The sequence below is a fragment of the Lentzea terrae genome, assembly GCF_003265345.1.
In the GTDB taxonomy this organism is placed as follows: Bacteria; Actinomycetota; Actinomycetes; order Mycobacteriales; family Pseudonocardiaceae; genus Lentzea; species Lentzea terrae.
This window is the reverse complement of record NZ_QFWW01000013.1, coordinates 238585-263554: the sequence shown is the minus strand read 5'-3', so window position 1 is coordinate 263554 and position 24970 is coordinate 238585. Positions and strand designations below refer to the sequence as shown.

Genomic DNA, 24970 nt, shown 5'->3' with positions numbered 1-24970 from the left:
GGAGGACAACTCGTGGATCTCATCCCGAGGGCGTTGCAACTGCTGCTGGACAAGGACATGGCCGGGTTCGCGGGCCTGTGGGCCGTCGACGGGGTGATGGAGTTCCCGTTCGCCCCGCCCGGTTACCCGACCAGGCTGGAGGGTCGGGCGGCGATCGAGGACCACCTGCGCGACTACCCGGAGATGCTCGACATCCAGGGCTTCCCGAAGCAGGTCGTGCACCAGAGCGTCGACGAGGATGTCGCCGTGGTCGAGTTCGACGCCGAGGGCATCGTGGTGGCGACCGGCAAGCCGTACCGGTTCTCGTACATAGCGGTGATCACGACGCGCGACGGCGAGATCGTCTCGTACCGCGACTACTGGAACCCGCTCAACGTGCAGGAGCTCGCGGCATGAGCGTGCTGGTCATCGGTGGTACGGGCATGACTGGCAGCCTGCTCGCGCCCCTGCTGCCCGAAGCGCGCATCGGCACCAGGAAACCGGTGCGCGACGACCACGTCCGGTTCGACTGGGACGTCCCGGCGACGTTCGACACCGCGCTGGAGGGCGTCGACCGCGTCTACCTCATTCCGCCGGTTGGAGTTGCCGACCCGGCGCCGGTGGTCGAGTCTTTCCTCGCTCGAGCGCGGCTCGTGCGGCGGGTGGTACTGCTGAGCTCGTCTGCGGTGCCAGAGAGTGCGACGGAGAGCGCCACGGGGATGGGCGCTCTCCCCGCACTGGTGCGGACGATGCCGGAGTGGGCCGTGTTGCGGCCGTCGTGGTTCATGCAGAACTTCACCGGCGACCACCTGGTCGCGGCCGGCGTCCGGGCCGGCGAGATCGTCACCGGTACGGGGGACGGCAGGGTCGGGTTCGTCGACGCCGCCGACATCGCGGCCGTGGCGGCACGGGCGTTGCTGGATCCGGTGCCGCACAACACGGATCACCTGATCACCGGTCCGGCAGCGCTCAGCTACGCCGATGCCGCCGCGATCATCACCGACGTCACCGGACGCCCGGTCCGGCACCGCTCGGTCAGCACCGCGGAGATGACCGAACGGCTGGCCGTTTCGCTGCCGCGCGAGTTCGCCGCGATCCTCGCCCAGCTCGACGAGGACATCCGCGGTGGTGCGGAAGACCGGGTCACCACGACCGTCGAGGACGTGACGGGCAGGCCACCCCGGTCGTTGCGCGAGTTCCTCAGCTGAACGTCCACCGCGTCGCGCCGCCAGGTTCCACGGAGGCCACGGCGTGGGCGGCCCGCAACGAGATCCGGTAGACGTACCAGGGCGGCGGGCCACCGCTCGGCGCGGTGTAAGGCGCGGTGAACGCCTGGCCCTCCCGTTCGGTCGGCCAGCCGGCCGCGCGGTACCTGGCGGCGATCCGGTCCAAAGTGGACTCGTCGGTGACGCGGTGCGCGTCGCCTTCCAGCACGAGGTCCATTCCGGTCAGCCGCACCGACACCGTGCAGGCCGGGTTCTCCGCGAGGTTGCGCGACTTGCGGGTGCCCGGCCCGCTCACGAAGTGCAGCGCGTCCTCGAACCAGACGGCGCCGATGCCAACGCTGTGCGGCCGCCCGTCCGGTCGCACGGTGTTCAGGAAGAACGGCACGTCCTTGGCCGCGGACTCCGCGGCGAGCAGGTCTTCCGCCTGGCTCCACTGCAGGGGAGCGTTGCCGTACTGGTCGAGGTTGCGGGTCTTGGCAGTCGAGTTCGTCATGCCCAACCGTCGAACGGGGATCCGCGTTTTCGACAACTAGCTCCGGTGGTGGACCTCCTGGAGGCCGTACACGGGCGTCGGCAGCCCTTCGAAACGGGCCTTGAGCTGCAGCGCGAGGTACCGCGAGAAATATCGCGACTGGGCGAGGTTGCCGCCGTGGAACCACAGTCCCGGTTGCCGCGTGGGCTTCCACATGTTGCGCTGCTCGCCCTCCCACGGCCCCGGATCGCGGTAGGTGTCCGAGCCGATGCCCCAGACCTTGCCGACCCGTGCCGCCATCTCCGCGCCGCCGAGCTCCGCGACGAAGCTGTTCATCGACCCGTAGCCCGTCGCGTACACGACCAGGTCGGCGTCCAGTTCGCGGCCGTCGTCGAGCACGACGGCGGTGCGGGTCAGCCTGGTGACCTGGCCGCGGGCGAGCTTGATCGAACCGTCGGCGACGAGGTCGGACGCGCCCACGTCGATGTAGTAGCCGGATGCGCGCCGCAGGAACTTCATGACCAGGCCGGTACCGTCCTCGCCCCAGTCGACCTCGAATCCCGCCTGCGCCAGCCGTTCGTACAGGTCCGCGTCCCGTTCCCGGATCTGTTGCTGCACCGGCAGTTGCAGCTCGGGCAGGACCCGGTACGGCAGGGAGGCGAACAACGTGTCCGCGCGTTCGGTGGTGATGCCCGCCGCCAGCGCCCGTTCCGAGTAGAGGTCGCCGAGCGCCAGGTCGAGCAACGTCTCCGACCTGATCACGTGCGTCGACGAGCGCTGCACCATCGTCACATCCGCGCCGTGCTCGACCAGCGCGGCGCAGATGTCGTGCGCGGAGTTGTTGGACCCGATCACCACGACCTTGCGGCCCGCGTACTGCTCCGGGCCGGGGTGCTGCGCCGAGTGGTGCTGTTCGCCCTCGAACTCGTCGGCACCCGGAAACGCCGGCATGTTCGGCTTTCCGGCCATGCCCGTCGCGAACACGACGTGCGCGGGGTGTAGCAGCACGGTCTCGCCATCGTGGTCGACGGTCACCGTCCAGCGGTCGTTGTACGACACGGCTTTGACCTCGGACCGGGGCCAGTACGGGATCTCCAGCACCCGCGTGTACATCTCCAGCCAGTCGGCGATCTTGTCCTTGGGGGAGAAGACCGGCCAGTGGTCCGGGAACTTCAGGTACGGCAGGTGGTCGTACCAGACGGGGTCGTGCAGGGTCAGCGTCCGGTAGCGCTTGCGCCACGCGTCGCCAGGGCGGTCGTGGCGATCCAGCACGAGCGCGGGGACGCCGAGCTGCTTGAGGCGTGCGCCGAGCGCGATACCGCTCTGGCCTCCGCCGATCACCACGACGTACGGCTCCTGCGCGACTTCCTGCTCGACGTAGACGGGCCGCCGTTCCTCGAAGCCCTTCAACTCCTCCAGGGTCGTGAGCAACGTCCACGCGCCCTCGCCGGTCAGCCGCAGATGACCGCGGCACCGGCCGACCGAGGTCTCGAACTCGAGCCACGCCTCCGTGACGCCGTCGGCCGCGACCGGCGACTCGGTGACGCGGAACCCGGACGCGTCGACGTCGCAGGCCTTGACCAGGTCCGCCACGGCGTCGCGGCCCTCGGCCGTCTTGACGTTCCAGGTGAACGCCACCAGGTCGCGCCAGTAGGAGTCCGGAGCGAAGAGCGCGGCCGCGGCGTCGGCGTCACGGGCCTGCAGCGCGGACTCGAACCGTTCCAACCACTCGTTGACCATCACGCTTCGAGTGGACCAGAGCGGGCAGGTTCGCGCGCTTCATCAACCCACTGAGCGGCACGGCACCACGAAGAACCAGCCGTCCGGCTGATGCTCCAGCCGGGTGTCCTGGGCGCCGGCAGCACATTCCGCGCGGGCCCGCGCGAGACTCTCGTGCCACGGAATGCCGTTCCGCACGGAGCTCGGCACCTGCAGCTGGGTGAAGACGCTGATCACCAGGGCGATCCCGATGACGTAACGGCCGGCGCCCACCGCCACACGTTCCCAGAGCTTCGCGGGCGTCGTGTCAAGGCCGACGAAGATCGCGGTGTACAGGAACAGGCACGGCAGGACGCTGTAGCGCTGCCCGCTCATCACGACCTCCTGCTGCTGCACCTGCAGGAGATGGCTCCAGTTCAGCACCAGGCACGCGACGATGATCAGGACGCTGTACCCGCAGGCGAGCAGCACCAGCGTCCGTCCGGCCCGGTCGCCGAACCACAGGCCCGCCGCCACCGGCACCGCCACGAGCAGCAGCGCCACCAGGATGACCAGGTTGCCGTGCGCCGGGTAGAACGCGCTGACCCGCTCGGAGCCGGTGAAAGCCGCCACCGGCACCCGCAGCAGGCTCGCCAGCAGCACCTGCACCGGGTCGACCTCGTCGTTCGAGTACGACCTCCTGGTGGCGAACAGCATCACCGTGCCCTGGATCGCCAGCCCGGCGAGGAACGTGATCGGCACTTCCTTGCGCGGCAAGAAGAGCCGCACGAGCGCGATCGGTACCAGGATGAAGGCGAGCGGGCTGGACAGTGCGGCGAGGCACACGAACAGCGCCACCGGCACACGCGGGGCGTTGCGCCACAACAACGCCCAGAACGCGCCGTAGAGCAGGAACCAGTGCAGGTTCGCCATGTTGTTCAACGGCTCGGAGTTGCCGACCGGCAGCACGATCACGAGCGCGGCCAGTGCGAACCGCAACGGCGCCGACCTGATGTAGGCCTGGGAGCCGGCGAACGCGATCAACGCCACGAGCGCCCGCAGCATCGCCGCGGCGATCGCGAAGGCGGCGGCGGTCCACTCGATCGGCAGCAGCGCGACCACCTGGGCGACCAGGCGCGGCACCGTGTGCAGGTAGCCGTCGTACGGCGTGACCAGGTTCCCGAGCGCGGGGAAGCGGACCGCGTCGACCATGAATCTGGCGCCGTCCTCGCCCCACAGGTGGTCGAGCCGAGCCCAGCCGGCCGGGATGAGCAGCAGAAACGCCACCGCGGCCAGGAACGCGCCCGCTAAACCCAGCCACGCCCGTTCGTGCGGGGGATCAGCCGGCAGCGGGAGCACGCCGTCCGCGAGTGTCTTCGACCGTTCCACCGTCAACGTCACCTGTCGGTCCCCCATGTCCGTTCGTTCGCGGGAGAACCTACCCGTCAGCGCTGGACGAGATCCGGCAACGGTCGTTCGTAACGCGCCCACTGCTCAGCGGACACGGGAGTGATGGCGGACGAGTTGAGCGTCGCCACCGCCGGCGGTCCGACCGCCCACAGCTTGTTGTCGAGCACCAGCCCGATCGAGTTGTCGGGGCCGAGCACGGCGGGCGTGCCGGCCGGGATCCTGACCGCGAGGTTCAGCCAGTCGGCGATCTTGGGGCGGGTGGTGAGCACACCGCGGGCGAACTTCTCGGCCACCGAGCGGCGTTCGAACCGGATCACCTGCCCGGCCACGACCACGTCGGCCGTGCGTTCCGGGGACGGCATCGCGAAGCCGTCGAGCACCCGCGCCTCGCCGATGGTGGCGCACCCCTGGAAGCCGACCGCGTCGAGGCCGAAGTGGGCGATGTTGGTCGGCGAGCCCCCGCTCTCACCGGTGGCGCGCAGCACGTCGATCGGCACCCGGCCGCACGGGTCGCTCTGGTGGACCGGCGCGTGGCCTTCCGGCGTGCGCACCAGCCCCGGCCCTTCCTTCCAGCTGCCGGGGATCACCACCGGTTTGAAGGGGTGGCGGGTGAAGTCCTTGTTCCAGAACGTGATGGTCGTGCCGCCGTCGGTCGAGTGGGCGATGGCGAACGCGGACACCGCGTCGATCCACATCCAGTCCGAGCTGAACGCCTCGACCACCGACCGGGTGCGGGGCTGGTTGTTCGAGGTCACCGGCTTGAAGCCCTGGGGGCCGAGCGCCTCGACGCCCTTGGTGAACAGCGGGTCGCGCGAACGCAGCACGTACTGACCTGCGCCGTTCTGGTGCGAGGCGAGGCCGGTGGTGTCCGTGAACATCAGGTACACCCAGCCGTCGAGGTAGACGGCCGACTGCTGGCCCGCGCCGTAGGTGTTCCCGCGGATGTTGTCGCCGGCCGGCGTGATGATCGACTGGTTGCCGTTCTCGCGGTGCCAGCTGAGACCGTCCTTGCTGGACGCGACGCCGACCGAGCTGCCGTTCGCGTGGTTGTCCCGGTTCGCGGCCGTGTAATACATGTAGTACGTGTCGCCGATCTTGACCAGCGACGGGTCGCACACGTGCATGGCGTCGAATCCGGTACCGCTGCCGCTCAGCACCGCGCGCGCCGTGCTGAACGGGCCGTCGGCGGTGGGACCGTCGCTGTAGAGGATGTCGTCGCCGTCCGGCTGTGCGCTGCCCATCTGGCTGCACCACCACGTGCGCACCTTGCCGCCGTCGAGCATCACGGCGGGCGCGTAGTTGTAGACCGCGTCCTCGACACCGGCGACCACGACGCCGGGGCTCTGCCGTCCGTTCTCCACCGAGAGCGGGAAATCGATGCGCAGCGGCGCCGGTGGTGGCGGCTTCGTCGTGGAGGTTGGCTTGACGTGCTCCGAGGGAACACCAACGGGGTCGCCGGCCGCGGCCGTGGTGCAGGCCGTGACGCTGCTGAGCAGCGCGAGCGCGGCCAGCAGCGCGTGTGGTCGACTCAGGGGCACTCACTCATAATAGTGATCAAGTCCTCCAGACGGGTGAAGTCCGGAATCACGGGGCCGGTCGACGACCGCTTTCCCGGGTCGCGCGCTGGTTGCGGACGTCTGTGACGGTCCGCACACCGGCTGTGATCTCACGTGTACAGCGCCCTGGCCAGGCCGTCGAGCACCGCGCCTGTCAGCGGTCCGAAGCCGAGCACCTGGCCGTCGTTCATGTCGACGATCCGGCGGTGCCGCCCGGCCGGTGTCTGCGCGACTCCCGGCACGTTCATCAGGCCCTCGACCCCGCCGACGGACCGGAGTCCCTGCGACATCACCAGGATCACGTCCGGCGCCGCCTCGGCCAACGCCTCCGGGCTGACCGGTGCCGCCCCCTGCACCCCGGAGGCGTCGACCGCACCCACCGCGGTGATCAGGTCGTCCGCGCCCGTGCCCTGGCCGAGCACCTGGTGCACGCCGGACTGGCCGCGCACGTAGAGGAACACGACGCGCAGCTCCGCGTCGTTCGCGAGCCGGTGCGCCGCGATCTTGGCCTTCTCGATCTCCACGGTGGTGCGGTGCGCGAGCTGCTCACCTTCTTCCGGCACCCCCAGTGCGTCGGCGACCTGCCGGGTCAGCGTGCCGACGTTGTTGACCGCGCGCCGCGAGTCCATGACGACGACGGGGATGCCGGCTGCTCGCAACTGCTCTGTGGCGCCCTCTGGCCCGAGCGTGGTGTCGGTGATGACGACGGTCGGCCGCAACTTGACGATCGCCTCGACGTCGAGCTGGTGCCCGTTCGACGTGACGACCGGAAGCCTTGCCGCGGCGGGGAATCCGGTCGAGGCGTCGCGCCCGGCCATCCGGTTGCCGAGTCCCAGGCCGAACACCGTCGCGCCGAGCGTGCCGTACCGGTCGAGCGCGAGAATCCGGTCCGCGCTGGTCACCGTGACCTTGGTGTCCTGCGCGTCGGTGACCGTCGTGGGCAGCTTCGGCACGACCACGTCGCTGATCGGGACGATGTCGGGCTCCGCCACCGTCGCGGTGCTCGGACCCGTCTTCTGCCTGGGGTCCTCGGCCGGTTCGAGCTGCTCCAGCGGAGGTCTGGTGCGTTCGGGCGTGTTCTGCTCGGCCGGCCCGGTACATCCCGCCGCCAGCACCAGTGTGAGCACAGCCACCCCGACCCTCACGTCCTGAACTTAGCCCAGGGGAGGGTGTTCGCGGACCTTTCCCGGCACCACAACGGCATCGTCGAGTTCCACTAGCTGCCCAGGAAGCGGACGACGGCCATCACCCGGCGGCTCAGGCCGGACGAGGCGGCGAGCCCGAGCTTCTCGAAGATCGCGTTGATGTGCTTCTCCGCGGCGCTCTGCGAAATGTGCAAGTGCTCGGAGATGCGCGCGTTGGTGAGGCCCTGGGCCATCAGTTCCAGCACCTCCTTCTCCCGCTGGGTCAGCGTTTCGAGCGGGTCGACCTGGGTGGTCCTGGTCAGCAGCCTGCGCACGACCTCCGGGTCGAACGCCGCACCGCCCGCCGCGACCCGGTCGAGCGCCTCCAGGAACTGGTCGACCTGGGCCACGCGGTCCTTGAGCAGGTAGCCGACCTTGCTGCTGGTGCTGGTGATCAGCTCGGTGGCGTACCTGTTCTCGATGTACTGCGACAGCACGAGCACGCCGACGTTCGGCCACCTCTCCCGGATCGTGAGCGCGGCGCGCATGCCGTCGTCCTTGTGGTCCGGCGGCATCCGGACGTCCGTGACCACGATGTCCGGCTGGAGCTCCTCGGTCGCCTTCAGCAGCTCCGGCGCCGTGCCGACCGCGGCGACGACCTCGTGGCCCTCCTCGCCCAGCAACCGGATGAGGCCCTCGCGCAGCAGCGTCGAGTCCTCGGCCAGAATCACCCGCACGGCACCCTCGCGGAGATCGTGGTGGGACCGCCGAGCGGGCTGGTCACCTCGAAGTACCCGTCGACGGCCGCGACCCGGCGGGCCAGCCCCGACAGCCCGGTGCCGCTCGCGTCCGCACCGCCCGTCCCGTTGTCCCGCACCTGCACCTTGATGTCGTCCTCTTCCCGCCAAACGCACACCTCGACCAGCGACGGGTCGGCGTGCTTGGCCGCGTTGTTGACGGCCTCCGACACCACGAAGTAGATCACCGCCGCGAGCGCGGCGCCGGGCGGTTTCTCCAGCGTGTTGACGACCTCCACCCGCACGCCGGCCCGGTCCGCGAGCGCCTCCAGCGCCATGGCCAGTCCGGAGTCGTCGAGCACGGCCGGGTAGACCCGCGTGGCGACCTCACGCAGCTCGTGGATGGTCTCGCCGGCCGTCTCGTGCGCCTGCCGCAACAACTGCTGCAGCTGCTCGTCGTCCTTGGCCCGGCGTGCCCTGCCGATCAACATGCCGAGCGCGACGAGCCGCTGCTGAACCCCGTCGTGCAGGTCGCGCTCGATGCGCCTGCGCTCGTCGTCGATCGCCTCGATCACCTCGGCCCGCGTGCTGGTCAGCTCCGCAACCCGTTGCCGCAACAGCGTTTGCGGATCCGTCCCGAGCATCCTGGTGGCGAGCCACCTGTCCAGCACCGCGACACCGCTGATGCCCGCCAGCGTGACGAAGATGAGCAGGGCACCCGGCAACACCGCCACCGCGATCAGCTGGGTGCTGACCTCGTCGCCGTCCCTGACCAGGCCCCACCTCCCGTCGAAGAGCCACGCCGTCAGCATCGAGAGCGCCGTGGTGACGTAGAGCAGCAACATCAGCACCACGCCGGCGCCCATGCCGCCGACGACCCACCGCACGCCCAGATAACGCCTGCACCGCAGCGATGTCAGCGGATCGAGGTGCACCGAACCGCCGTACCGCGCGATCCGCCGCAGCTCCACCCCGGTCATCCTGACCACGCCGACGCCCAGCACCGACAGCAACAGGTCCGGCACCGCGGTCAGCGACCCCACCAGCACGCCGTAGAACGCCAGGAACCACCTGCGCACCACCGAGCCGGCGCTGAGCTGATCATCCTGGTGCACATCGCCACCGTACTGGCCACAGCAGCACCCCGGCATTGTGGTTTTCCACAGTATCGCCCTGTGGTTTCCCACAAAATTCTCAACGGTTTACCTCATGGCGCCGGCCCTTCCCCATTCCTAGCGTTGACCCCGACCAATTCATTCACCTCGGCAAGGGGACGAAAACAATGCTGGCTGAGTGGGCAATCGCCCTGATGGAAACGCTCGGAGGCGTGGGCGCCGCCGTGGTCGTGGGCCTGGACAACCTGTTCCCACCGATCCCGAGCGAACTGGTGCTGCCCCTGGCCGGCTTCTCCGCGAGCAAAGGCGTGTTCAGCCTGCCAGCGGCCCTGTTCTGGACCACCTTGGGCTCCGTAGCGGGCGCCGTCATCGTCTACTACGCGGGCCTGCTCCTGGGCCGCGACCGCACCCGCCGCCTGGTGGCCCGCATTCCCCTGGTCAGGGTGACCGACTTCGACAAAACCGAAGCCTGGTTCACCCGCCACGGCACCAAAGCCGTGTTCTTCGGCCGAATGGTGCCGTTGTTCCGCAGCTTCATCTCGCTGCCCGCAGGTGTGGAACGCATGAACTTCCCGAAATTCTTAGCGCTCACCACGCTGGGCAGCCTGATCTGGAACACCGTCTTCGTGGGCGCCGGCTACCTGCTGGGCGAGAACTGGCACCGCGTCGAGTCCTACGCGGGCGTCTTCCAAAAGCTCGTGCTCGTGGCCGTGGCAGGCGCGCTCGTCCTCTTCGTCGTCACCCGGCTGCGTCAACGCACGAAGGGCGACCCGGAGGCGACGGAGGTGCTTCCGCGTGTCAGGCGATGACGTTGCCGCGCAACACAATCCGCCTGGGCCTGGTAGGACCGACGGGTCCTCGCGCGGATGCGCGTCGTAGCCGACCGCCTCCTCCGGCCGCCGCCGCGGGCAGCTCGTTCTCGGAAACCCGTCTGCCGCAGCCGGGAAAGAACCGCCCAGGCGCGCCCAGCCACCGCTGACTCCGAGCCAACCGCGGCAGATCAGCCAGCACGTGCTGCCGGAACACCACGTGCGAGTGGGCGTCGCCAGGCGTCTCCATCCCGTTATGCGCGCACGTCGACCAGCCCCGGCAACGATCACAGACCGTCCGAAGTGGACGAACGAGCAGCGCGCAACCGTTCCCCGTCCACGACAAAGGAGACCGGCGTGCGCAAAGGCAGAGCTGTCCCCGAGCCCCGCATAAAACGCCGGTACCCCAGGCCAAAAAGCCTGGGGTACCGGAAACGTCCCGAAAATCAGACGTCGTAGCGGTCCGCGTTCATGACCTTGTTCCACGCCAGGACGAAGTCCGCGACGAACTTCTCCGACGCGTCGTCACTCGCGTAGACCTCGGCGACGGCGCGCAGCTCGGAGTTCGAGCCGAACACCAGGTCGTTGCGGGTGCCGGTCCACCGGACGGCACCGGTGGCGCGGTCGCGGCCCTCGAAGTTCTCCTGGTCCTCGGTGACCGACTTCCACTCCGTCTCCATGTCGAGCAGGTTGACGAAGAAGTCGTTGGTCAGCGTCTCCGGCTTGGCCGTGAGCACACCGGCCTGCGAACCACCGTGGTTCGCGCCCAGCACGCGCAGGCCGCCGACGAGCACGGTCATCTCCGGCGCGGAGAGGCCGAGCAGGTTGGCCTTGTCGATCAGCAGGTACTCCGACGGCAGCGGCGTGGCCTTGTTGCCGTAGTTGCGGAAGCCGTCGACGACGGGCTCCAGCACCGCGAACGACTCGGCGTCCGTCTGCTCCTGCGTGGCGTCGGCGCGGCCGGGGAGGAACGGCACCTCCACCGAGTGGCCGGCGGCCTTGGCGGCCTGCTCGATCGCCGCGGCACCGCCGAGGACGATCAGGTCGGCCAGCGAGACCTTCTTGCCGCCGGTCGCCGAGCTGTTGAACGCCTCCTGCACGCCTTCCAGCGCGCGGAGCACCTGGGCGAGCTCGGCCGGCTCGTTGACCTCCCAGTTGCGCTGCGGCTCCAGGCGGATGCGGGCACCGTTCGCGCCACCGCGCTTGTCGCTCTGGCGGAACGTCGAGGCGGACGCCCACGCCGTCTTGACCAGCTGCGAGACGGAGAGACCGGTCTCGAGGATCTTGGCCTTCAGCGTGGCCACGTCCTCAGCGGAGACCAGCTCGTGGTCGACCACCGGCAGTCGGTCCTGCCAGATCAGCTCCTCCTGCGGCACCTGCGGGCCGAGGTAGCGCTGGATCGGGCCCATGTCGCGGTGGGTCAGCTTGAACCACGCGCGGGCGAAGGCGTCCGCGAACGCCTCGTGGCTTTCCGCGAACTTGCGCGAGATCGGCTCGTAGATCGGGTCGAACCGCAGCGCGAGGTCCGTGGTCAGCATCATCGGCGTGCGGTTGAGCGTGCCGTCCTCGGGGTCCGGCACGGTGTTGGCGCCGGCGCCGTCCTTCGGCTTCCACTGGTGCGCACCGGCAGGCGACTTGGTGAGCTCCCACTCGAACGCGAAGAGGTTCTGGAAGAAGAGCCCGGTCCACTTGGTGGGCTGCTGCGTCCAGGTCACCTCGAGGCCGGACGTGATCGTGTCGCGGCCCTTGCCGGAGCCGTGCGTGCTGATCCAGCCGAAGCCCTGCGAGTCCATCAGCGCGCCCTCGGGCTCCGCGCCGACCAGCGACGGGTCGCCGGCACCGTGCGCCTTGCCGAAGGTGTGGCCACCGGCGATGAGCGCGACGGTCTCCTCGTCGTTCATGCCCATGCGGCCGAACGTCTCGCGGATGTCGCGGGCGGCGGCCAGCGGGTCCGGGTTGCCGTTCGGGCCCTCGGGGTTGACGTAGATCAGACCCATCTGGACCGCGGCCAGCGGGGACTCCAGGTCGCGCTCACCGCTGTAGCGGGCGTCGCCGCCGAGCCACTCGGTCTCGGGGCCCCAGTACACGTCCTCGTCCGGCTCCCACACGTCCGCGCGGCCACCGGCGAAACCGAAGGTCGCGAAGCCCATGGTCTCCAGCGCGCGGTTGCCCGTGAAGATCATGAGGTCGGCCCAGGAGACCTTCTTGCCCCACTTCTTCTTGACCGGCCACAGCAGACGGCGGGCCTTGTCCAGGTTGCCGTTGTCCGGCCAGCTGTTGAGCGGAGCGAAGCGCTGCATGCCCGCGCCGGCGCCACCGCGGCCGTCGTGGGTGCGGTAGGTGCCCGCGCTGTGCCACGCCATGCGGATCATGAACGGGCCGTAGTGCCCGAAGTCCGCCGGCCACCAGTCCTTCGACTCGGTCAGCACGGCGTCGACGTCGCGCGCCAGCTCGTCGAGGTCGACGGTGAGGAACTCCTTGGCGTAGTCGAACTCACCGCCCATCGGGTTCGCCTGGACGGGGTGCTTGCGCAGGATCCGCAGGTTGAGCTGCTTGGGCCACCAGTCGCGGTTGCTGCCGCCTTCGGTGGGATGGCTGAGTCGCCCGTGCGCGACCGGGCAGCCGCCCGCCTCCTCCACGTTCAGCTCACTCAGCTTGGCGTCAGTGCTGTCGGACACGGGAATCCTTCCGGGTGTTCAGGAACTTTTCGCGGCGGTCGTGCACTCGGGGCAGGTGCCCCAGTAGATGACCTCGGCCTCGTCGATGACGAACCCGTGGTCGTCGGATGCGTCCAGGCAGGGCGCGGCGCCGACAGCACAGTCGACGTCAGCGATCGAGCCGCAGGATCTGCACACGACGTGGTGGTGGTTGTCCCCGACGCGCGCCTCGTACCGCGCGACGGAGCCCTGAGGTTCGATGCGGCGCAACAGGCCGGCCCCGGTCAAAGCCCGGAGCACGTCGTACACAGCCTGATGGGAGACCGCGCCGAGGTTCTGACGCACGACACCGATGATCGAGTCCGTGTCGGCGTGCGGGTGGCTGTGCACCGCGGACAGCACAGCTATCCGCGGAGCCGTCACCCGAAGTGACGCTCCACGCAACATGCGCTCGAAGTCGGAAGCCGTGGGCACGGGACACACCATGCCGTCTTTTCTGGAGTGAGTCAAGTTAACGAACGATGCCATTCACCCGAACCGGTCACCCGAACCGATCAGCGCCGCACGGCGGCCACGGCGTCGGCCAGCCGCCGCACGCCCTCGGCGAGCACGTGCTCAGGTGCTCCGCCGTAGGTCAAACGGAGAAAACAGCCCTGCGGTTCAGCGGCGAACCACGACCGGCCGGGAAACACGACGACGTCGCGCGCCGCGGCAGCCGCCGTCAGTTCCAGGTCGTCCACGCCGTCCGGCAGCCTCGCCCACAGGTGCAGCCCGCCGGACGACCGCGCGACCTCGAGCTCGGGCAGGTGCTCGCGAACCGCGCGCGCCAGAGCGTCGCGCCTGGTCCTCAAGGACTGCTGGAGCGTGCGCAGGTGCCGGCGCCAGACCGGCGACGTCACGAAGTCGATCGCCGCCTCCTGCAACGGCCCCGCGACGTACAGGTCCTGCTTGGACCGCGTGTTCTTCAACCGGATGCCCGCCGGCCCGCGCGCCCCGATCACGGCGACGCGCAGCCCCGGCGCGGCGACCTTGGTCAGCGACCGCACGTAGACGACGTGCCCGTCGGTGTCCAGCGAGGCCAGCGTCGGCGGCGCGGTGCCGTCGATGGTGAACCCGCGCGCCCAGTCGTCCTCCACGAGGAACGCGCCGGCCCTGCGGATGATCCGCATGACCTCGGGCCGCCGTTCCTCGGACAACACGGCACCGTGCGGGTTCGCGTGCAACGGCTGGCAGTAGAACAGCTTCGCGCCGGTGCGCTCGAACGCGGCCTGCAGCAGGTCCGGCCGCACCCCGTCCTGGTCCGCCGGCACCGGCACGACCTTCAGCCCGGCATCCTGCGCCGCCGCGATCGCACCGAGGTAAGTCGGCGACTCGACGAGCACCGCGTCGCCACGATCACCAAGCCCGCGAAACACCGTCGCGAGCGCCTCCTGCGCGCCCGCGCACACCGTCATGTCCCCGCCCCTGAGCTCGCCGCCCGCCTCCTTCGCGAACCACGCGCGCAACTCGTCCTTGCCCTCGACCGGCACCCGCCCCCACGAGGCGGGCCGCCGCGCCGCCCGGCTGAGCGCGGCCCCGAGCGCGTCCGTCGGCTGCAGGTCCGGGTCGAGGTACCCGCTGGTGAGCGGGATGACCTCGGGCCTGGGCACCGCGAGGAGGTTCGCCACGAGGTCCTCACCGGGCCGGCCCTCGCCCAGCGCGACGGCCTGCCACGACAGGTCCTGGCTGGTCGTCGTCGTGCGCGGGGCCACGAAGCTGCCGCGCCCAGGCCGCACCTCGACGAGCCCTTCGGCCGCCACGCGCTGGATCGCCTGCTGCACCGTCGCGGGCGAGGCCCGATGCCGAGCCATCAGCTCGCGCACCGAGGGCATGCGATCACCAGCACGTCCGGCCTGTGCGGCAGCTCTCAGGTCCTCGATAACGCGGACGGCTGCGTTATCCTCATTCATGAGAGCCAAGAGTAACGTTATCGTGCCAGCGGGGGTAACACTCGGCGCGCTGGGCGTGCTGGGTTTCAGCTTCTCCCTCCCGGCAACCCGCCTGGCAGTGGCGGGCCTGGACCCGTGGTTCGTAGCGTTCGGCCGCGCGCTGGTGGCGGGCCTGCTGGCGATCGCCTACCTCGCGTTATCGCGCGCCCCGCTGCCCTCGGCGACGCAGGTCCGCCGCCTGGTCGTCGTCGCTCTCGGCATCGTGGTCGGCTTCCCGCTCTTCACCTCGCTCGCCCTCACCACCCAAACCTCGGCCCACGGCGCCGTCGTGATCGCCGGGCTGCCCATGTGCACGGCGATCTGGGCGGTCCTGCGAGCCTCCGAACGCCCGCCACCGGCGTTCTGGCTGGCGAGCGGCGCCGGCCTGCTGGCAGTGCTGGCCTTCGTAGCCACCGGCGGCGGCTTCTCCGGCTCCCTCAGCCTGGCCGACGCCTACCTGTTCATCGCGGTCGTGTTGTGCGGCTTGGGTTACGCCGAGGGCGGCGCACTCTCCCGCGAACTGGGCGGCGCGCGAACGATCTGCTGGGCCCTGGTCGTCTCGCTGCCGGTGACGATCCCGATTTCGGTCCACACAGCCGACTTCTCCCGAGCCACCCCGGTCGTCTGGGCCAGTTTCGCTTACGTGGCCCTGATCTCGATGTTCCTGGGCTTCTTCGCCTGGTACGCGGGCCTGGCCGCGGGCGGTGTGGCCAAGATCGGCCAAATCCAGCTGGCCCAACCGGTCCTGACCCTCATGTGGTCCGCCGCGGTGCTCGGTGAACCGGTCGGCTGGCCGGCCTTGACCACCGCCGCGGTGGTCGTCGTCTGCGTGGTGCTGACCCAGCGCAGCCGAGTCACACCGCAGACGGTGACGGAGCCACAGCCGGTCCGCTGACGCCGGGGAACAGGACGCCGGGGAACAGGACGCCCGGAATTGTCAGACCCTCCTGCCATCCTCGACCTGTGCCGATCGAAGTGGCGAGCAAGCGCCGGAAACTGACCCGCCAGGACGCGGTGTTGTCGACGTGACTTCGCGCGGCCAGGACCCGTGGGTGCGCTTCAGCCCGTTCTACCCGCACGGCGACATCCCGGTCCCGATGTCACCAGGCACCACGAGTCGCCGCACGTGTCTGACCGGGCGGAATGACCGGATTTATACTGCTCGTCTTCGGCTTTTGGGGGTCGGCAGTGGCGACATCGGAGAAGCAGCTCCGCAAGATCGTGGACGCGCTCGCCGAGGTGCAGCGCACGTCCGGGAACCAGTACGACACCTTGAAGGTGCGGGGCAAGGTGTTCGGCTACTTCTGGCCGCGCACGCAGACGGTCGGGTTGAAGCAGACGCTGTCGGAACAGCTGGCGCTGGTGGCCGAGCGGCCGGACGTGTTCGAGGTGCAGTTCACGGCGGGCGGGTTCGGCTGGGTCGTGGTGTACCTGGAGGGCATCGAGGCCGACGAGCTCGCTGAGCTGGTGTTCGAGGCGTGGCGGTTGTCGGCGCCGGAAGAGCTGGTCGCCCAGGTTCCGGACCTCGCGCGATGACCAGGGTCAAGTTCGAGCTGCCCGCCGACGACCTGAAGCGTGCGACGGCCTTTTACCGCGATGTCTTCGGGTGGTCGGCGCAGCAGTTGCCGTTCGAGTACGTGCTCGTCGACACCGATGGCGAGCCCGTGGATCCGGCGGACAGCGATGGCGGGATCTCGCCGCGCACCGAGTTCGTGCAGGGGCCGGTGCTGATCATCGAGGTGCCGAGCATCGACGACGTGGCGCCCAAGGTCGTCGAGGCGGGCGGCGCGTTGCTCAACGCCAAGGAGCGCGTTGGCGACTTCGGGTTCTCGCAGTACGTCAAGGACAGCGAGGGCAGCGTGCTCTGTCTGTGGGAAGCCCTTCAGGGGTGACGGACGTCGAGGCGCGATCCGTCCGCGAACGTCAGCCTGACCACGGGAGCCGCCGGCAGACTTGCCCCGGCGGAAGAGGTTTCCAGCCGCACGGCGTTGCGTGGGATCTCCGCGAACGTCGTGACGACGGTGGCGGGCTTGGCTTCGAACAGATGCGTCGGATACACCACGGCCACCCGCTGGTCGCTCACCGCCAGCCGCGCGTTGCCGCGGGCGAACGCGAAGTGGTCGGCCAGTCGCACCGCGGCGCACGACGGGGCAGGCCCTTCCAGCCAGTAGCCGAGCGTCGGGTCGTCGATCCAGTCCGGCGGTGACGGGGGTGCAGGCAACGGCCACCGCAGTGTGTCCAGCTTCAGCGGGGGCATCTCGCCGACAGGGCTCCAGGGCACGTGCACCGACCCGCCAACCACGCCGCCCACGTACCCGAAGACCGGGGCCAGGCCCAGCTCCAGGTTCTCACCGCGGCGCAGCCAGAACTTCGTCAGCTCCTTCGCGACCACCTTGTCCTGGACAGCGACCCGGGGTTCGAGCAGGAAGTCGAACCCCGAACCATCGACCAACACCACCCGCAGCACCGAACCGGACGACTGGACGTCGGCGATCTGGGCGCGCGGAACCTCCACGACCACCTGGTGCTCCGGCACCGCGACCGGCTCGCCCTCGAGGTGCTCGCCGAACTTGAGCCGGTTGTCCATGAGGATCTTGCCGATGTCTTTGCCGAACCCGATCGCCTTGCCCAGCAACGACTTCGAATCCCCCGACGCGGGTGCCTCCGCGGCGACGACCCGCTGGGCGATCACCAGCCGTTCGGAGGTCAAGGCCCACAAGCGGTTCGAGCGGGTGCCGGGCTCGAACCGCGACAGTGCGCGAACCGCGAGCGACTCTCCGGTCGGGCCGAAGGCCAGGTGGTCAGCGGCAGGAGACTTGTCGTCGCCCGAATCCCCGCCGCCGGCCAGAAAGGTCAGCGCCAGGTCGCCCATCCCCCGGCCCACCGCCGAGGCACCGCGGGTGAGCAGCGACCGGCTCGGTGCTCCCAGGCGGTCCAGGCCGTCGACGGCGTAGTAGAACGTTTGCCGGTACATCGCCCAGACCAGGGACTCGCCGGCCCGGCAGACGTGCTGCCGGGCGACGTGGCCTGGGCCGAGAGGTGCTGAGAAGATCACTCGTACTCGAACCCTCGGTTCATGGCATCAGAACGCTCCTCGTCGGAGGACGGGTCCTGGCCCTTGTTGTAGCCGTACTTGATGCCCTGCTCCATCGCGAGGCCGGGTGCGTTCTCCATGACGCCCTTGGTGACGGCGGTCGGCACGTGGGTGGTGCCGCTCATGCCGGCCATGCGCAGGCCGGCCTCGGTCAGGTTCGTAGTCAGCGAGTCGGAGCCCGGACCGTCAACGCCGAACCGCCCGGCGAAGCGGTTGCCGGTCTTCGAGGCCATCGTCGCCGGGTCGGCCTTGGTGACGATCTTGGCCAGCGGATTGGCGTCGAACTTGCGCATCAGGAACTTCTCGGCCATGTTGCCGTCGCGCATGCCCTCGGCCTTCTCGACGAGCTTGCGCAACGGCCCCTTGCGCAGCTTCTGCAGGATGTCCTCGAGCTTGTCGATCAACGGCTTGAGCTTGCCCAGCAGCTGCTTGACCTTCATGCCGAGGCGCGCCATGGTGCCGCCGACCTGGGCGGTGGTGGCGACGCCGGCGGCGGCCATCGAGGCACCGGCCGTGATCCACGAGGCGGCCAGCGCGGCCAGCCACTCGATGATCAGGCCCATCACCAGTTCCTGCAGGATGTCGATGCAGATCTCGACGAACGCGTCGAAGAGGTCGGCGGCGAGCTCGAGCATCTGCTGCAGGCCGCGGATCTCGTTCGAGAACGCCTCCGCGCCCGCGCCGAACTCGTCCATCTGCTTGCGGAACTTGTCGCCGGCCTGGCCGGTCCACGGCTGTGACGTCGCGGCGGCGCGGTTCTTCTCGTGCTCGCCGGTCTGCTGCACCCAGTCCGCGACCTTGCCCCAGCCGGTGCCGGTGCTGCGCATCTGCTCGGGGTCGCCGATCGCGGGTTCGAGCACGAGCTCGACGATGGGGCTGATCACGATGCCGATCAGGAAGCCGAGGCCGTTGTCGATGAACGACTGGCCGGGGCTCATCACGAACTGCAGCTGCTCCATGCGCGCGTTGACCGCGGCGATGGCCACGTCCGGCGGACTGCCGGCCCGCGAGATGTCGCCACCCGTGCTGACCCACGAGCTGCCGTAGCCGGCGTTCTGCTCGAAGCTGCTCTTGCGGTTCGCATTGCCCGCGCTGTTCAGGTCCGCGAGCGACCCGGGCCCGCCGCCGGAGCTGAACTTCTGCAGCCCCTGGTGGATCGCGTCCTCGACGTCGCGGTAGGTCTGCGCGGTCTGGTCGGTGCGCTCGGCCACGCCCTCCAGGAAGCCCTTGGCCTTGTTGGCCATGTCCTGGCATTCCTGCAGGCCCTCGAAGTACTTGAACGCGAGCAGCTCGCCGAGCGGGCCGAAGCAGTCGTCGCTCACCCGCGCCTGTTCGAGCAGGGTCGCCAACTGTCCGAAGTGGCCGGCGGCCTCCTTCGAACCGGAGCTGTGCGCTGTGAGGGCACCGCCCTGCACCTGGAATCCCGTCATGCCCCCATCACCTCAGGATCGAGTTGCCGCCGAAGTCGTCGTCCTCTGAGACTGGCGCGGGACGGGGACGGTTCCCCGGTGCGGGATGCGACACAGGCGGTGCCACCGGCTGGGGTGCCTCGGGCATCATCACGTTCGAGTGCGCGTTGAACGCGTCCTTGAAGCGTTCTGCCTGGTCACCCAGCACCGGCGTGACGGTGTCCTGCAGCATCTGCGCGGCCTGCTGCGTCGCCGCCCGGATGGTGGCGAGGATCTCCTGCTGCAGCTGCGTGTGGCTGTACTTCATCGCGGTGGGGCTGAGCTGCAGGCCCAGCACGGCACCGGACGGCGCGACGGTGACGGTCACGGCGCCGTCGCCGCTGCGGGCCTGCCCGCGCAGCTCCGAGATCTTGTCCTTGAGCTGGCCGGCCCTCGCGGCCTGCTCCTGGAAAGCCCTGATCTTCTCTTCCAGATGTGCCCTGCGGTCAGACACGGCGACCCCTTCCCCAGTTGGTCGCCGCACACGCTAGCAACTTGACCTCCAGTGCGATGAAGGTTGCAGCATGTCCGGTGTGAACGTGGTGATCACCGGCGGTGGCAGGGGTTTCGGAAGCACGATCGCGCGCCGGTTCGCGCGACAAGGAGCGACGGTGGTGGTAACGGCACGTGATCTCGCTGCGGCACAACGCACCTGCGAGTCACTGCCCGACGCGCACGCGCTGCAGTGCGACCTGACGGACGCCGCATCGGTCCGGCGCTGCGCCGAGCAGGTTGGGGAGTTGTTCGGACACGTCGACGTGCTGGTCAACAACGGGGCCGCGTTCCTGGCCGAGTCCCAGGTGGACGACGACGCGATCGTGCGGACCATCTTGTCCGGTACGGCCGGAACGGTGTTGATGACCGAAAACTTCCTGCCGCTGCTGCGCCGATCCGAACGCGCTGACGTCGTGACGATCGTCTCGCTGGAGGCCGAGTCGCGCAGCGATCCCGCGCACATCGCACACGCGGCCTTCCACGCGGCCAAGGCGGGACAGGGCCGCTACACCGAGATCATGTCGCAACGGCTCCGGCCGGAGGGCATCCGGATGATCTCGTTGTACCCGCCGGACTTCGACAACGACGAAGACGCTCCCCGCGACGGCGTGCTGACCGCGCAGTCCGTGGCCGATTGCGTGTTGTTCGCCGTGAACCAGCCACGGGACTGCTTCATCCGGTCGTTCCACTTCGAGCCGATGGCCTGAGCCGTCAGCGGAACAGGATGCGGGTGATCTCCGTGTCCGTTTCGCGGCCCTCGTCGTAACCGCCCTCGCCCTTGAGGTTGTTCATGATCGCGAGCGTGTACCGCTCATCCGCTCCGACGAACCCGACGGAGTTCATCACCCAGCCGCCGTCTTCCTTGGACCAGCCGTTCTTCGTGCCGGAGTCCGGCCCCCACACGCCCCACTGCTGCTCGGGACCGACCTGGCGCATCTGCCCGACGATGTAGCCGCGGTCCTCGGCGGGCACGGTGTCGAGCACGTAGTTGATCAGCCGGTCGAGGTCGTTGGTCGTGCACTTCTCGTAGCCCCAATACGGGAAGGTGGCCGAATAACCCCTTTGTGCCACCAAACCGGTCATTCCGTACTTGGGGAACGCCGCGTTGAACGTCGCACCGGTGTAGCGCTTCCACAGCGTGTCGGCGGCGTCGTCGTCGGAACTGTGCAGCATCGCGGTCATCAACCGGCGGTCGTCGCTGGTCAGCTTGATCTTGCCGGACCTGTTGCGCTCCAGCAGGTTCACGATCATCGCGAGCTTGATCGTGGACGCCGTCCAGGTCAGGTCGTCCGCGTGGTCGTTGCGCCACATCGCACCGGTCTTGCGGTCGCGCAGCACGATGCCGACGGTGCCCGGCCTGGTCTCGGCGTAGTTCTTGGCGTCCTGGATGCGCTTCTGGAACCCGCACTCGAAGCCGCTGTCGGGCAGTGGGCAGACCTCGGGCGTTGCGATGAGAGGCGCTGCCGCCGGCGTGTGCGAGCGTGCGACGGCGGGTGGTTCCGCCGTCACGGCGTGGCCGCACGCCGTGAGGGCAAGCGCGCACGCAACAAGGATCGGACGGAGCATGAGCCGCACGCTATGGGTCCGATCGGGTGACGTCGACCGCCATCTGGACGCGTCGATCAAGTTCAAACAAAGTCAAAGATGTTTGACACGGTGTCCGCTTCGCTTTACCTTGGTCGTGTCAGGTTTCTTTGACATCGGGAGCGGGACCATGGCGTTCGAAGAGAAGCGGGCCTGGTTCATGGCGATCGTCGCGTTGGCCGGTTATGCCGTGTACGCAACGATTGTCCTGAGTCGAGCCACCGGTAGACCGCTCGCCGAGGTGCCGTACGCGGGCACGATGCTGTGGACGATCGGGCTCGGCATCGTCGCGGGCATCGTGCTCGGGATCCTGAACGGCATCGCCTCGCGCGAAGACGGCCTGCAGGTCGACGAACGGGACCGCGAGATCGGCCGGTTCGGCGACCACGTCGGCCAGTCCTTCATCGCGATCGGCGGCGTGTCCGCGATGGCGCTGGCCATGGTCGAGGCCGCGCACTTCTGGATCGCCAACGTGCTCTACCTGTGCTTCGTGCTGTCGGCGGTGCTCGGTTCCCTCGCGAAGATCGCGGCCTACCGGCGAGGCCTGCAGTGAAACCGACGAAGGTGACGAACTCCATCCGCGCGCTGCGGTTCGCGCACGGCGAGATGAAGCAGGCCGATCTCGCCAAGGCCGTCGGCGTGACGCGGCAGACGTTGATCGCCATCGAGCAGGGGAAGTACTCGCCCTCGCTGGAGGTCGCGTTCAAGATCGCGCGTGCGTTCGGGGTTTCGCTCGAAGAGGTGTTCCAGTACCCGGAGGAGGAGACGACGTGAAGGCTGTTGTGCAACGAAGATACGGATCGGCGGTGCTCGGTGACCTGGATGTGCCTGTGCCTGGGCCGGGTGAGGTTCTGCTGGAGGTGCGGGCCGCGGGTGTCGACATGGGCACCTGGCACCTGCTGAGCGGCAAGCCGTACCTGCTCAGGATCATCGGGTTCGGCTTCCGCGGGCCGAAGTCACCCGTGCCGGGCAGGGACGTTTCCGGTGTGGTCAAGGAGATCGGCCCTGGTGTCACCGAGTTCGCACCCGGTGACGAGGTGTTCGGCACCTGCGACGGGTCGTTCGCCGAGTACGCCGTCGCGCCGGTCAAGCAGCTGGCCCGCAAGCCGGAGGGGATCTCGTTCACGGAGGCGGCCGCGGTGCCGATCTCGGGCGGTACCGCGCTGCAGGGACTGCGTGGAGTGCAACCGGGGCAACGGGTTCTGGTGCTCGGCGCCGGTGGTGGTGTCGGTTCCTACGGCGTGCAGATCGCGAAAGCCCTTGGCGCGCACGTGACCGCGGTCTGCAGCACCTCGAAACTGGACCTGGCGCGGTCGCTGGGCGCGGACGAGGTCGTCGACTACACGGTCGCGGACTTCACCGGCACGTACGACCTGATCCTGTCCTGCGGTGGCGATCGGCCGTTGTCCAGGCTGCGCAGGGCTTCGACGCCACGTGGACGGATCGTGCTGGTCGGTGCCGAGACCGGCGGTTCGGTGACCGGCGGGTTCGAGCGGTCGCTGGCGTCGGTGGCCCTGAACCCGTTCATCTCGCAGAAGTTCGTACCGCTGATGTCCGCGGAACGCGCCGATGTCTTCGACGAACTGCGGGTGCTGATCGAGGCGGGCAAGATCAAGCCACCGGTGGACCGGACCTTTCCGTTGTCCGAAGCGGTGAACGCGATCGAGTACGTCTACACGCGACGGTCGAGGGGCAAGGTCGTCGTCGCGATCTGACCGCCGATGACCACGGTGGTCACGTGCTGCAACGCGGAGATGTCCCGCATGGGATCTCCTTGCACCGCAATGATGTCCGCATCCCAACCGGGCCGGAGCACACCCTTGCTGACGCCCAGCGCCTTCGCCGCCTGGCTCGTCGCGGCGGCCAGCGCGGCCGCGTTCGGCACGCCGCCCTTCACGAGGTCGGCGACGGAAAAAGCGATGATCCCGTGTCCCTTGCCGGGCGCGATCCCGCCATCGGTGCCGGCGACGGTTCGGACGCCGTGGTCGTACATCAGTCCGGCCATGCTGACCTTGCCGGCGTAGCTCATCCCGGCCTTGTCCCACGCCTCCTTGACGAACGGCGGCGGTTCCTGCGTGACGCCGAGCGTGTGGCAGACGGCGATGTCCGCCTCCGCCAAGGCGTCCAGCAGGTCCGGTGGCACCTGCATGCCGCGGTCCGTCAGGCAAGTGAGGTGTTCGATGCCGTCCACTCCCGCGGCCACAGCCCGTTGCACCGAGGCGAGGCTGTGGGCGTGGGCGGTCACCGGAATTCCGTGCGAATGGGCTTCCTCGACCATCACCCGAAGTTCGTGCTCGGTGAACTGGCAGTCGCTGACGTTCGTGCCGGGCGTCGCGAACCCGCCGCTGGCCATGATCTTCACGACGTCGACCCGCCGCTCGGCCCGCTCGCGCACGGCCCTGCGGAGCTCTTCCTCACCGGCCGCTTCACCGCCCATCGACCAGCAGTGACCCCGCTTGCTGGTGATGGGCGGGCCGGAGCCGAGGACGCGTTGCCGGTGCCGGTCGCGCTGGTCGACCACCGACCACTGGTGGTCGCCGAGGTCGCGGACGGTCGTGACGCCTGCCCGCAGGTGCCGGTCGAGGCTCTCCTCGATCACCGCGTCCAGCTGCTCGCGCGAATAGCCGGGCAGGCGGTCGAGTGCGCCGACCTCGCCGTCGCCGCCGAGGTGCACGTGGGTGTCGATCAGTCCCGGTAGGACGGTGGCGGTGCCGAGGTCGACGATCTCGGCACCGGGAACGTCCGGATGGCCCTGCGCGACCGCTGTGATCTTGCCGTTCTCGGCGATGACCGTGACGGGACCGGCGAGCGAGTGCTCACCGTCGAACGCACGCCCCGCTCGCAGCGCCAGCATCGGCACATTCTGAGCGCCGCATGCTGGGAAAGCAACGGTCAGCGTGCGTGCGGCAGGGTGAAGGAGTCGACCTGCGGCAGGTCGTGCCCGAGCCGGTCGCGCTTCGCCGTCAGGTACGCGATGTTGTGCGAGTTGGGCGCCATCAGCAACGGCACGCGTGAGGTGACCGGAATTCCGTTCTCCTCCAACGCCGCGATCTTGTCCGGGTTGTTCGACATCAACCGCACGGACTGCACGCGCAGGTGGCGCAGCACCCGAGCGGCCGGCGTGTAGTCGCGGATGTCCACGGGCAGGCCGAGCGAGGTGGCCGAGTCCAGCGTGTCGAGTCCGGCGTCCTGCAGGACGTGCGTGCGGATCTTGTCGACCAGACCGATGCCGCGGCCCTCGTGACCGCGCAGGTAGACGAGGATGCCGCTGCCTTCACGCACGATGGTGTTCAACGCGGCGTCGAGCTGCTCGCCGCACTCGCAGCGCATGGCGGCGAAGATGTCACCGGTCATGCACTCGGAGTGGATGCGCACCAGCACGTTCTCGCGCAGCTTCGTCTTGCCGTAGACGAGCGCCATGTGCTCGTGACCGTCCGCGCGGAACGCGACTGCGCGGAAGGTGCCACGGCGGGTCACCAGGTCGGACTCCGCCACGTCTTCCTCGTTGAAGGCCTGCTCGAACATCTCGGGTCCCCTCGTCCACATGGCGCCTCCCGAGCGTGCAGCTACGCTCGGATGCGAGGTCGCACCGTAACCCG

26 protein-coding genes and 1 pseudogene are annotated in these 24970 nt (G+C 69.1%); 11 read left to right on the top strand and 16 right to left on the bottom strand.

The features are described from left to right. Positions 1 to 12 precede the first annotated feature (12 nt). Together DI276_RS19985 and DI276_RS19980 are read left to right on the top strand one after the other, a co-directional pair. Positions 13 to 396, top strand: a complete 384-nt coding sequence (locus tag DI276_RS19985; RefSeq protein ID WP_198680760.1) for a nuclear transport factor 2 family protein — start codon at positions 13 to 15, stop codon at positions 394 to 396. Next, complete coding sequence (locus DI276_RS19980; protein ID WP_112265542.1) at positions 393 to 1187, top strand: Rossmann-fold NAD(P)-binding domain-containing protein; 795 nt, start codon at positions 393 to 395, stop codon at positions 1185 to 1187. Before DI276_RS19985 ends, DI276_RS19980 begins: the two co-directional genes overlap by 4 nt. Here DI276_RS19980 and DI276_RS19975 read toward each other — a convergent pair. The 7 genes from DI276_RS19975 to DI276_RS19945 form a co-directional block, all read right to left on the bottom strand. Then, a complete protein-coding gene (locus DI276_RS19975) occupies positions 1180 to 1698 on the bottom strand; it encodes a pyridoxamine 5'-phosphate oxidase family protein (protein ID WP_112265539.1) in 519 nt (172 codons plus the stop codon). The genes DI276_RS19980 and DI276_RS19975 overlap by 8 nt on opposite strands. Positions 1699 to 1734: 36 nt before the next feature. Beyond that, on the bottom strand, positions 1735 to 3417 hold the full coding sequence (locus tag DI276_RS19970) for a flavin-containing monooxygenase (protein ID WP_112265537.1): 1683 nt from the start codon (positions 3415 to 3417) through the stop codon (positions 1735 to 1737). Between the two features lie 42 nt (positions 3418 to 3459). Then, the gene (locus DI276_RS19965) at positions 3460 to 4791 is read right to left on the bottom strand and encodes a hypothetical protein (protein WP_112265535.1); all 1332 of its coding nucleotides are present in this window, start codon (positions 4789 to 4791) and stop codon (positions 3460 to 3462) included. Between the two features lie 29 nt (positions 4792 to 4820). Beyond that, a complete protein-coding gene (locus DI276_RS19960; protein ID WP_112265533.1) occupies positions 4821 to 6323 on the bottom strand; it encodes a glycoside hydrolase family protein in 1503 nt (500 codons plus the stop codon). Between the two features lie 128 nt (positions 6324 to 6451). Then, complete coding sequence (locus DI276_RS19955) at positions 6452 to 7486, bottom strand: heme/hemin ABC transporter substrate-binding protein (RefSeq protein ID WP_112265531.1); 1035 nt, start codon at positions 7484 to 7486, stop codon at positions 6452 to 6454. A gap of 71 nt (positions 7487 to 7557) precedes the next feature. Then, a complete protein-coding gene (locus tag DI276_RS19950) occupies positions 7558 to 8202 on the bottom strand; it encodes a response regulator transcription factor (protein WP_112265529.1) in 645 nt (214 codons plus the stop codon). After that, on the bottom strand, positions 8193 to 9317 hold the full coding sequence (locus DI276_RS19945; protein ID WP_232836772.1) for a sensor histidine kinase: 1125 nt from the start codon (positions 9315 to 9317) through the stop codon (positions 8193 to 8195). The genes DI276_RS19950 and DI276_RS19945 overlap by 10 nt, the downstream gene beginning before the upstream one ends. A gap of 194 nt (positions 9318 to 9511) precedes the next feature. On the opposite strand from DI276_RS19945, the gene DI276_RS19940 reads away from it, so the two are divergent. Next, positions 9512 to 10126: a DedA family protein gene (locus DI276_RS19940; RefSeq protein WP_232836771.1), complete on the top strand. Its 615-nt coding sequence runs from the start codon at positions 9512 to 9514 to the stop codon at positions 10124 to 10126. Positions 10127 to 10572: 446 nt separating this feature from the next. On the opposite strand, the gene katG is transcribed toward DI276_RS19940, so the two are convergent. From katG to DI276_RS19925, 3 genes are all read right to left on the bottom strand, one after another. Continuing rightward, the gene (gene katG / locus DI276_RS19935) at positions 10573 to 12804 is read right to left on the bottom strand and encodes a catalase/peroxidase HPI (RefSeq protein ID WP_112265523.1); all 2232 of its coding nucleotides are present in this window, start codon (positions 12802 to 12804) and stop codon (positions 10573 to 10575) included. Positions 12805 to 12822: 18 nt separating this feature from the next. Next, a complete protein-coding gene (locus DI276_RS19930) occupies positions 12823 to 13257 on the bottom strand; it encodes a Fur family transcriptional regulator (RefSeq protein ID WP_112265773.1) in 435 nt (144 codons plus the stop codon). A gap of 80 nt (positions 13258 to 13337) precedes the next feature. Further along, positions 13338 to 14732 carry an aminotransferase-like domain-containing protein gene (locus DI276_RS19925; RefSeq protein ID WP_112265521.1) on the bottom strand — a complete coding sequence of 465 codons (1395 nt, stop codon included), beginning with the start codon at positions 14730 to 14732 and terminating at the stop codon, positions 13338 to 13340. Between the two features lie 22 nt (positions 14733 to 14754). Between DI276_RS19925 and DI276_RS19920 the strand changes: the two genes are divergently transcribed. From DI276_RS19920 to DI276_RS19910, 4 genes and pseudogenes are all read left to right on the top strand, one after another. Then, positions 14755 to 15645: a DMT family transporter gene (locus tag DI276_RS19920; protein WP_232836770.1), complete on the top strand. Its 891-nt coding sequence runs from the start codon at positions 14755 to 14757 to the stop codon at positions 15643 to 15645. Positions 15646 to 15697: 52 nt separating this feature from the next. Then, positions 15698 to 15859 (top strand): annotated as a pseudogene (locus DI276_RS53425) (DUF6939 family protein); the annotation flags it as partial. A gap of 79 nt (positions 15860 to 15938) precedes the next feature. Further along, positions 15939 to 16286: an MmcQ/YjbR family DNA-binding protein gene (locus tag DI276_RS19915; RefSeq protein ID WP_232836769.1), complete on the top strand. Its 348-nt coding sequence runs from the start codon at positions 15939 to 15941 to the stop codon at positions 16284 to 16286. Beyond that, positions 16283 to 16642, top strand: a complete 360-nt coding sequence (locus tag DI276_RS19910; RefSeq protein ID WP_112265515.1) for a VOC family protein — start codon at positions 16283 to 16285, stop codon at positions 16640 to 16642. The genes DI276_RS19915 and DI276_RS19910 overlap by 4 nt, the downstream gene beginning before the upstream one ends. On the opposite strand, the gene DI276_RS19905 is transcribed toward DI276_RS19910, so the two are convergent. Genes DI276_RS19905 through DI276_RS19895 form a run of 3 tightly spaced genes read right to left on the bottom strand, consistent with a single transcriptional unit; the run spans position 16633 to position 19746 of the window. Next, positions 16633 to 17805 carry a hypothetical protein gene (locus DI276_RS19905; RefSeq protein WP_112265513.1) on the bottom strand — a complete coding sequence of 391 codons (1173 nt, stop codon included), beginning with the start codon at positions 17803 to 17805 and terminating at the stop codon, positions 16633 to 16635. The genes DI276_RS19910 and DI276_RS19905 overlap by 10 nt on opposite strands. Further along, positions 17802 to 19274, bottom strand: coding sequence for a WXG100 family type VII secretion target (locus DI276_RS19900; protein ID WP_112265511.1), 1473 nt, complete (start codon positions 19272 to 19274; stop codon positions 17802 to 17804). Before DI276_RS19900 ends, DI276_RS19905 begins: the two co-directional genes overlap by 4 nt. Positions 19275 to 19281: 7 nt before the next feature. Beyond that, complete coding sequence (locus DI276_RS19895; protein WP_112265509.1) at positions 19282 to 19746, bottom strand: YbaB/EbfC family nucleoid-associated protein; 465 nt, start codon at positions 19744 to 19746, stop codon at positions 19282 to 19284. A gap of 70 nt (positions 19747 to 19816) precedes the next feature. Between DI276_RS19895 and DI276_RS19890 the strand changes: the two genes are divergently transcribed. Then, entirely contained in the window at positions 19817 to 20494 is a 678-nt protein-coding gene (locus tag DI276_RS19890) for an SDR family oxidoreductase (protein WP_112265507.1), read from the top strand. A gap of 4 nt (positions 20495 to 20498) precedes the next feature. Here DI276_RS19890 and DI276_RS19885 read toward each other — a convergent pair whose 3' ends face one another. Next, positions 20499 to 21353, bottom strand: a complete 855-nt coding sequence (locus DI276_RS19885) for a serine hydrolase (RefSeq protein ID WP_112265505.1) — start codon at positions 21351 to 21353, stop codon at positions 20499 to 20501. A gap of 148 nt (positions 21354 to 21501) precedes the next feature. Here DI276_RS19885 and DI276_RS19880 point away from each other — a divergent pair, with 148 nt between their 5' ends. The 3 genes from DI276_RS19880 to DI276_RS19870 are packed head-to-tail and all read left to right on the top strand — an operon-like array spanning position 21502 to position 23086. After that, positions 21502 to 21924 (top strand): hypothetical protein, encoded by a 423-nt coding sequence (locus tag DI276_RS19880; RefSeq protein ID WP_112265503.1) that lies wholly within the window; start codon positions 21502 to 21504, stop codon positions 21922 to 21924. Beyond that, the gene (locus DI276_RS19875) at positions 21921 to 22145 is read left to right on the top strand and encodes a helix-turn-helix transcriptional regulator (protein ID WP_408610563.1); all 225 of its coding nucleotides are present in this window, start codon (positions 21921 to 21923) and stop codon (positions 22143 to 22145) included. Before DI276_RS19880 ends, DI276_RS19875 begins: the two co-directional genes overlap by 4 nt. Beyond that, complete coding sequence (locus DI276_RS19870) at positions 22142 to 23086, top strand: NAD(P)-dependent alcohol dehydrogenase (RefSeq protein WP_112265501.1); 945 nt, start codon at positions 22142 to 22144, stop codon at positions 23084 to 23086. Before DI276_RS19875 ends, DI276_RS19870 begins: the two co-directional genes overlap by 4 nt. Here the strand turns inward: DI276_RS19870 and DI276_RS19865 are convergent. After that, on the bottom strand, positions 23044 to 24225 hold the full coding sequence (locus DI276_RS19865; protein WP_112265499.1) for an amidohydrolase family protein: 1182 nt from the start codon (positions 24223 to 24225) through the stop codon (positions 23044 to 23046). The genes DI276_RS19870 and DI276_RS19865 overlap by 43 nt on opposite strands. A 38-nt stretch (positions 24226 to 24263) precedes the next feature. After that, the gene (gene ribA / locus DI276_RS19860) at positions 24264 to 24917 is read right to left on the bottom strand and encodes a GTP cyclohydrolase II (RefSeq protein ID WP_232836768.1); all 654 of its coding nucleotides are present in this window, start codon (positions 24915 to 24917) and stop codon (positions 24264 to 24266) included. Positions 24918 to 24970: the final 53 nt, after the last annotated feature.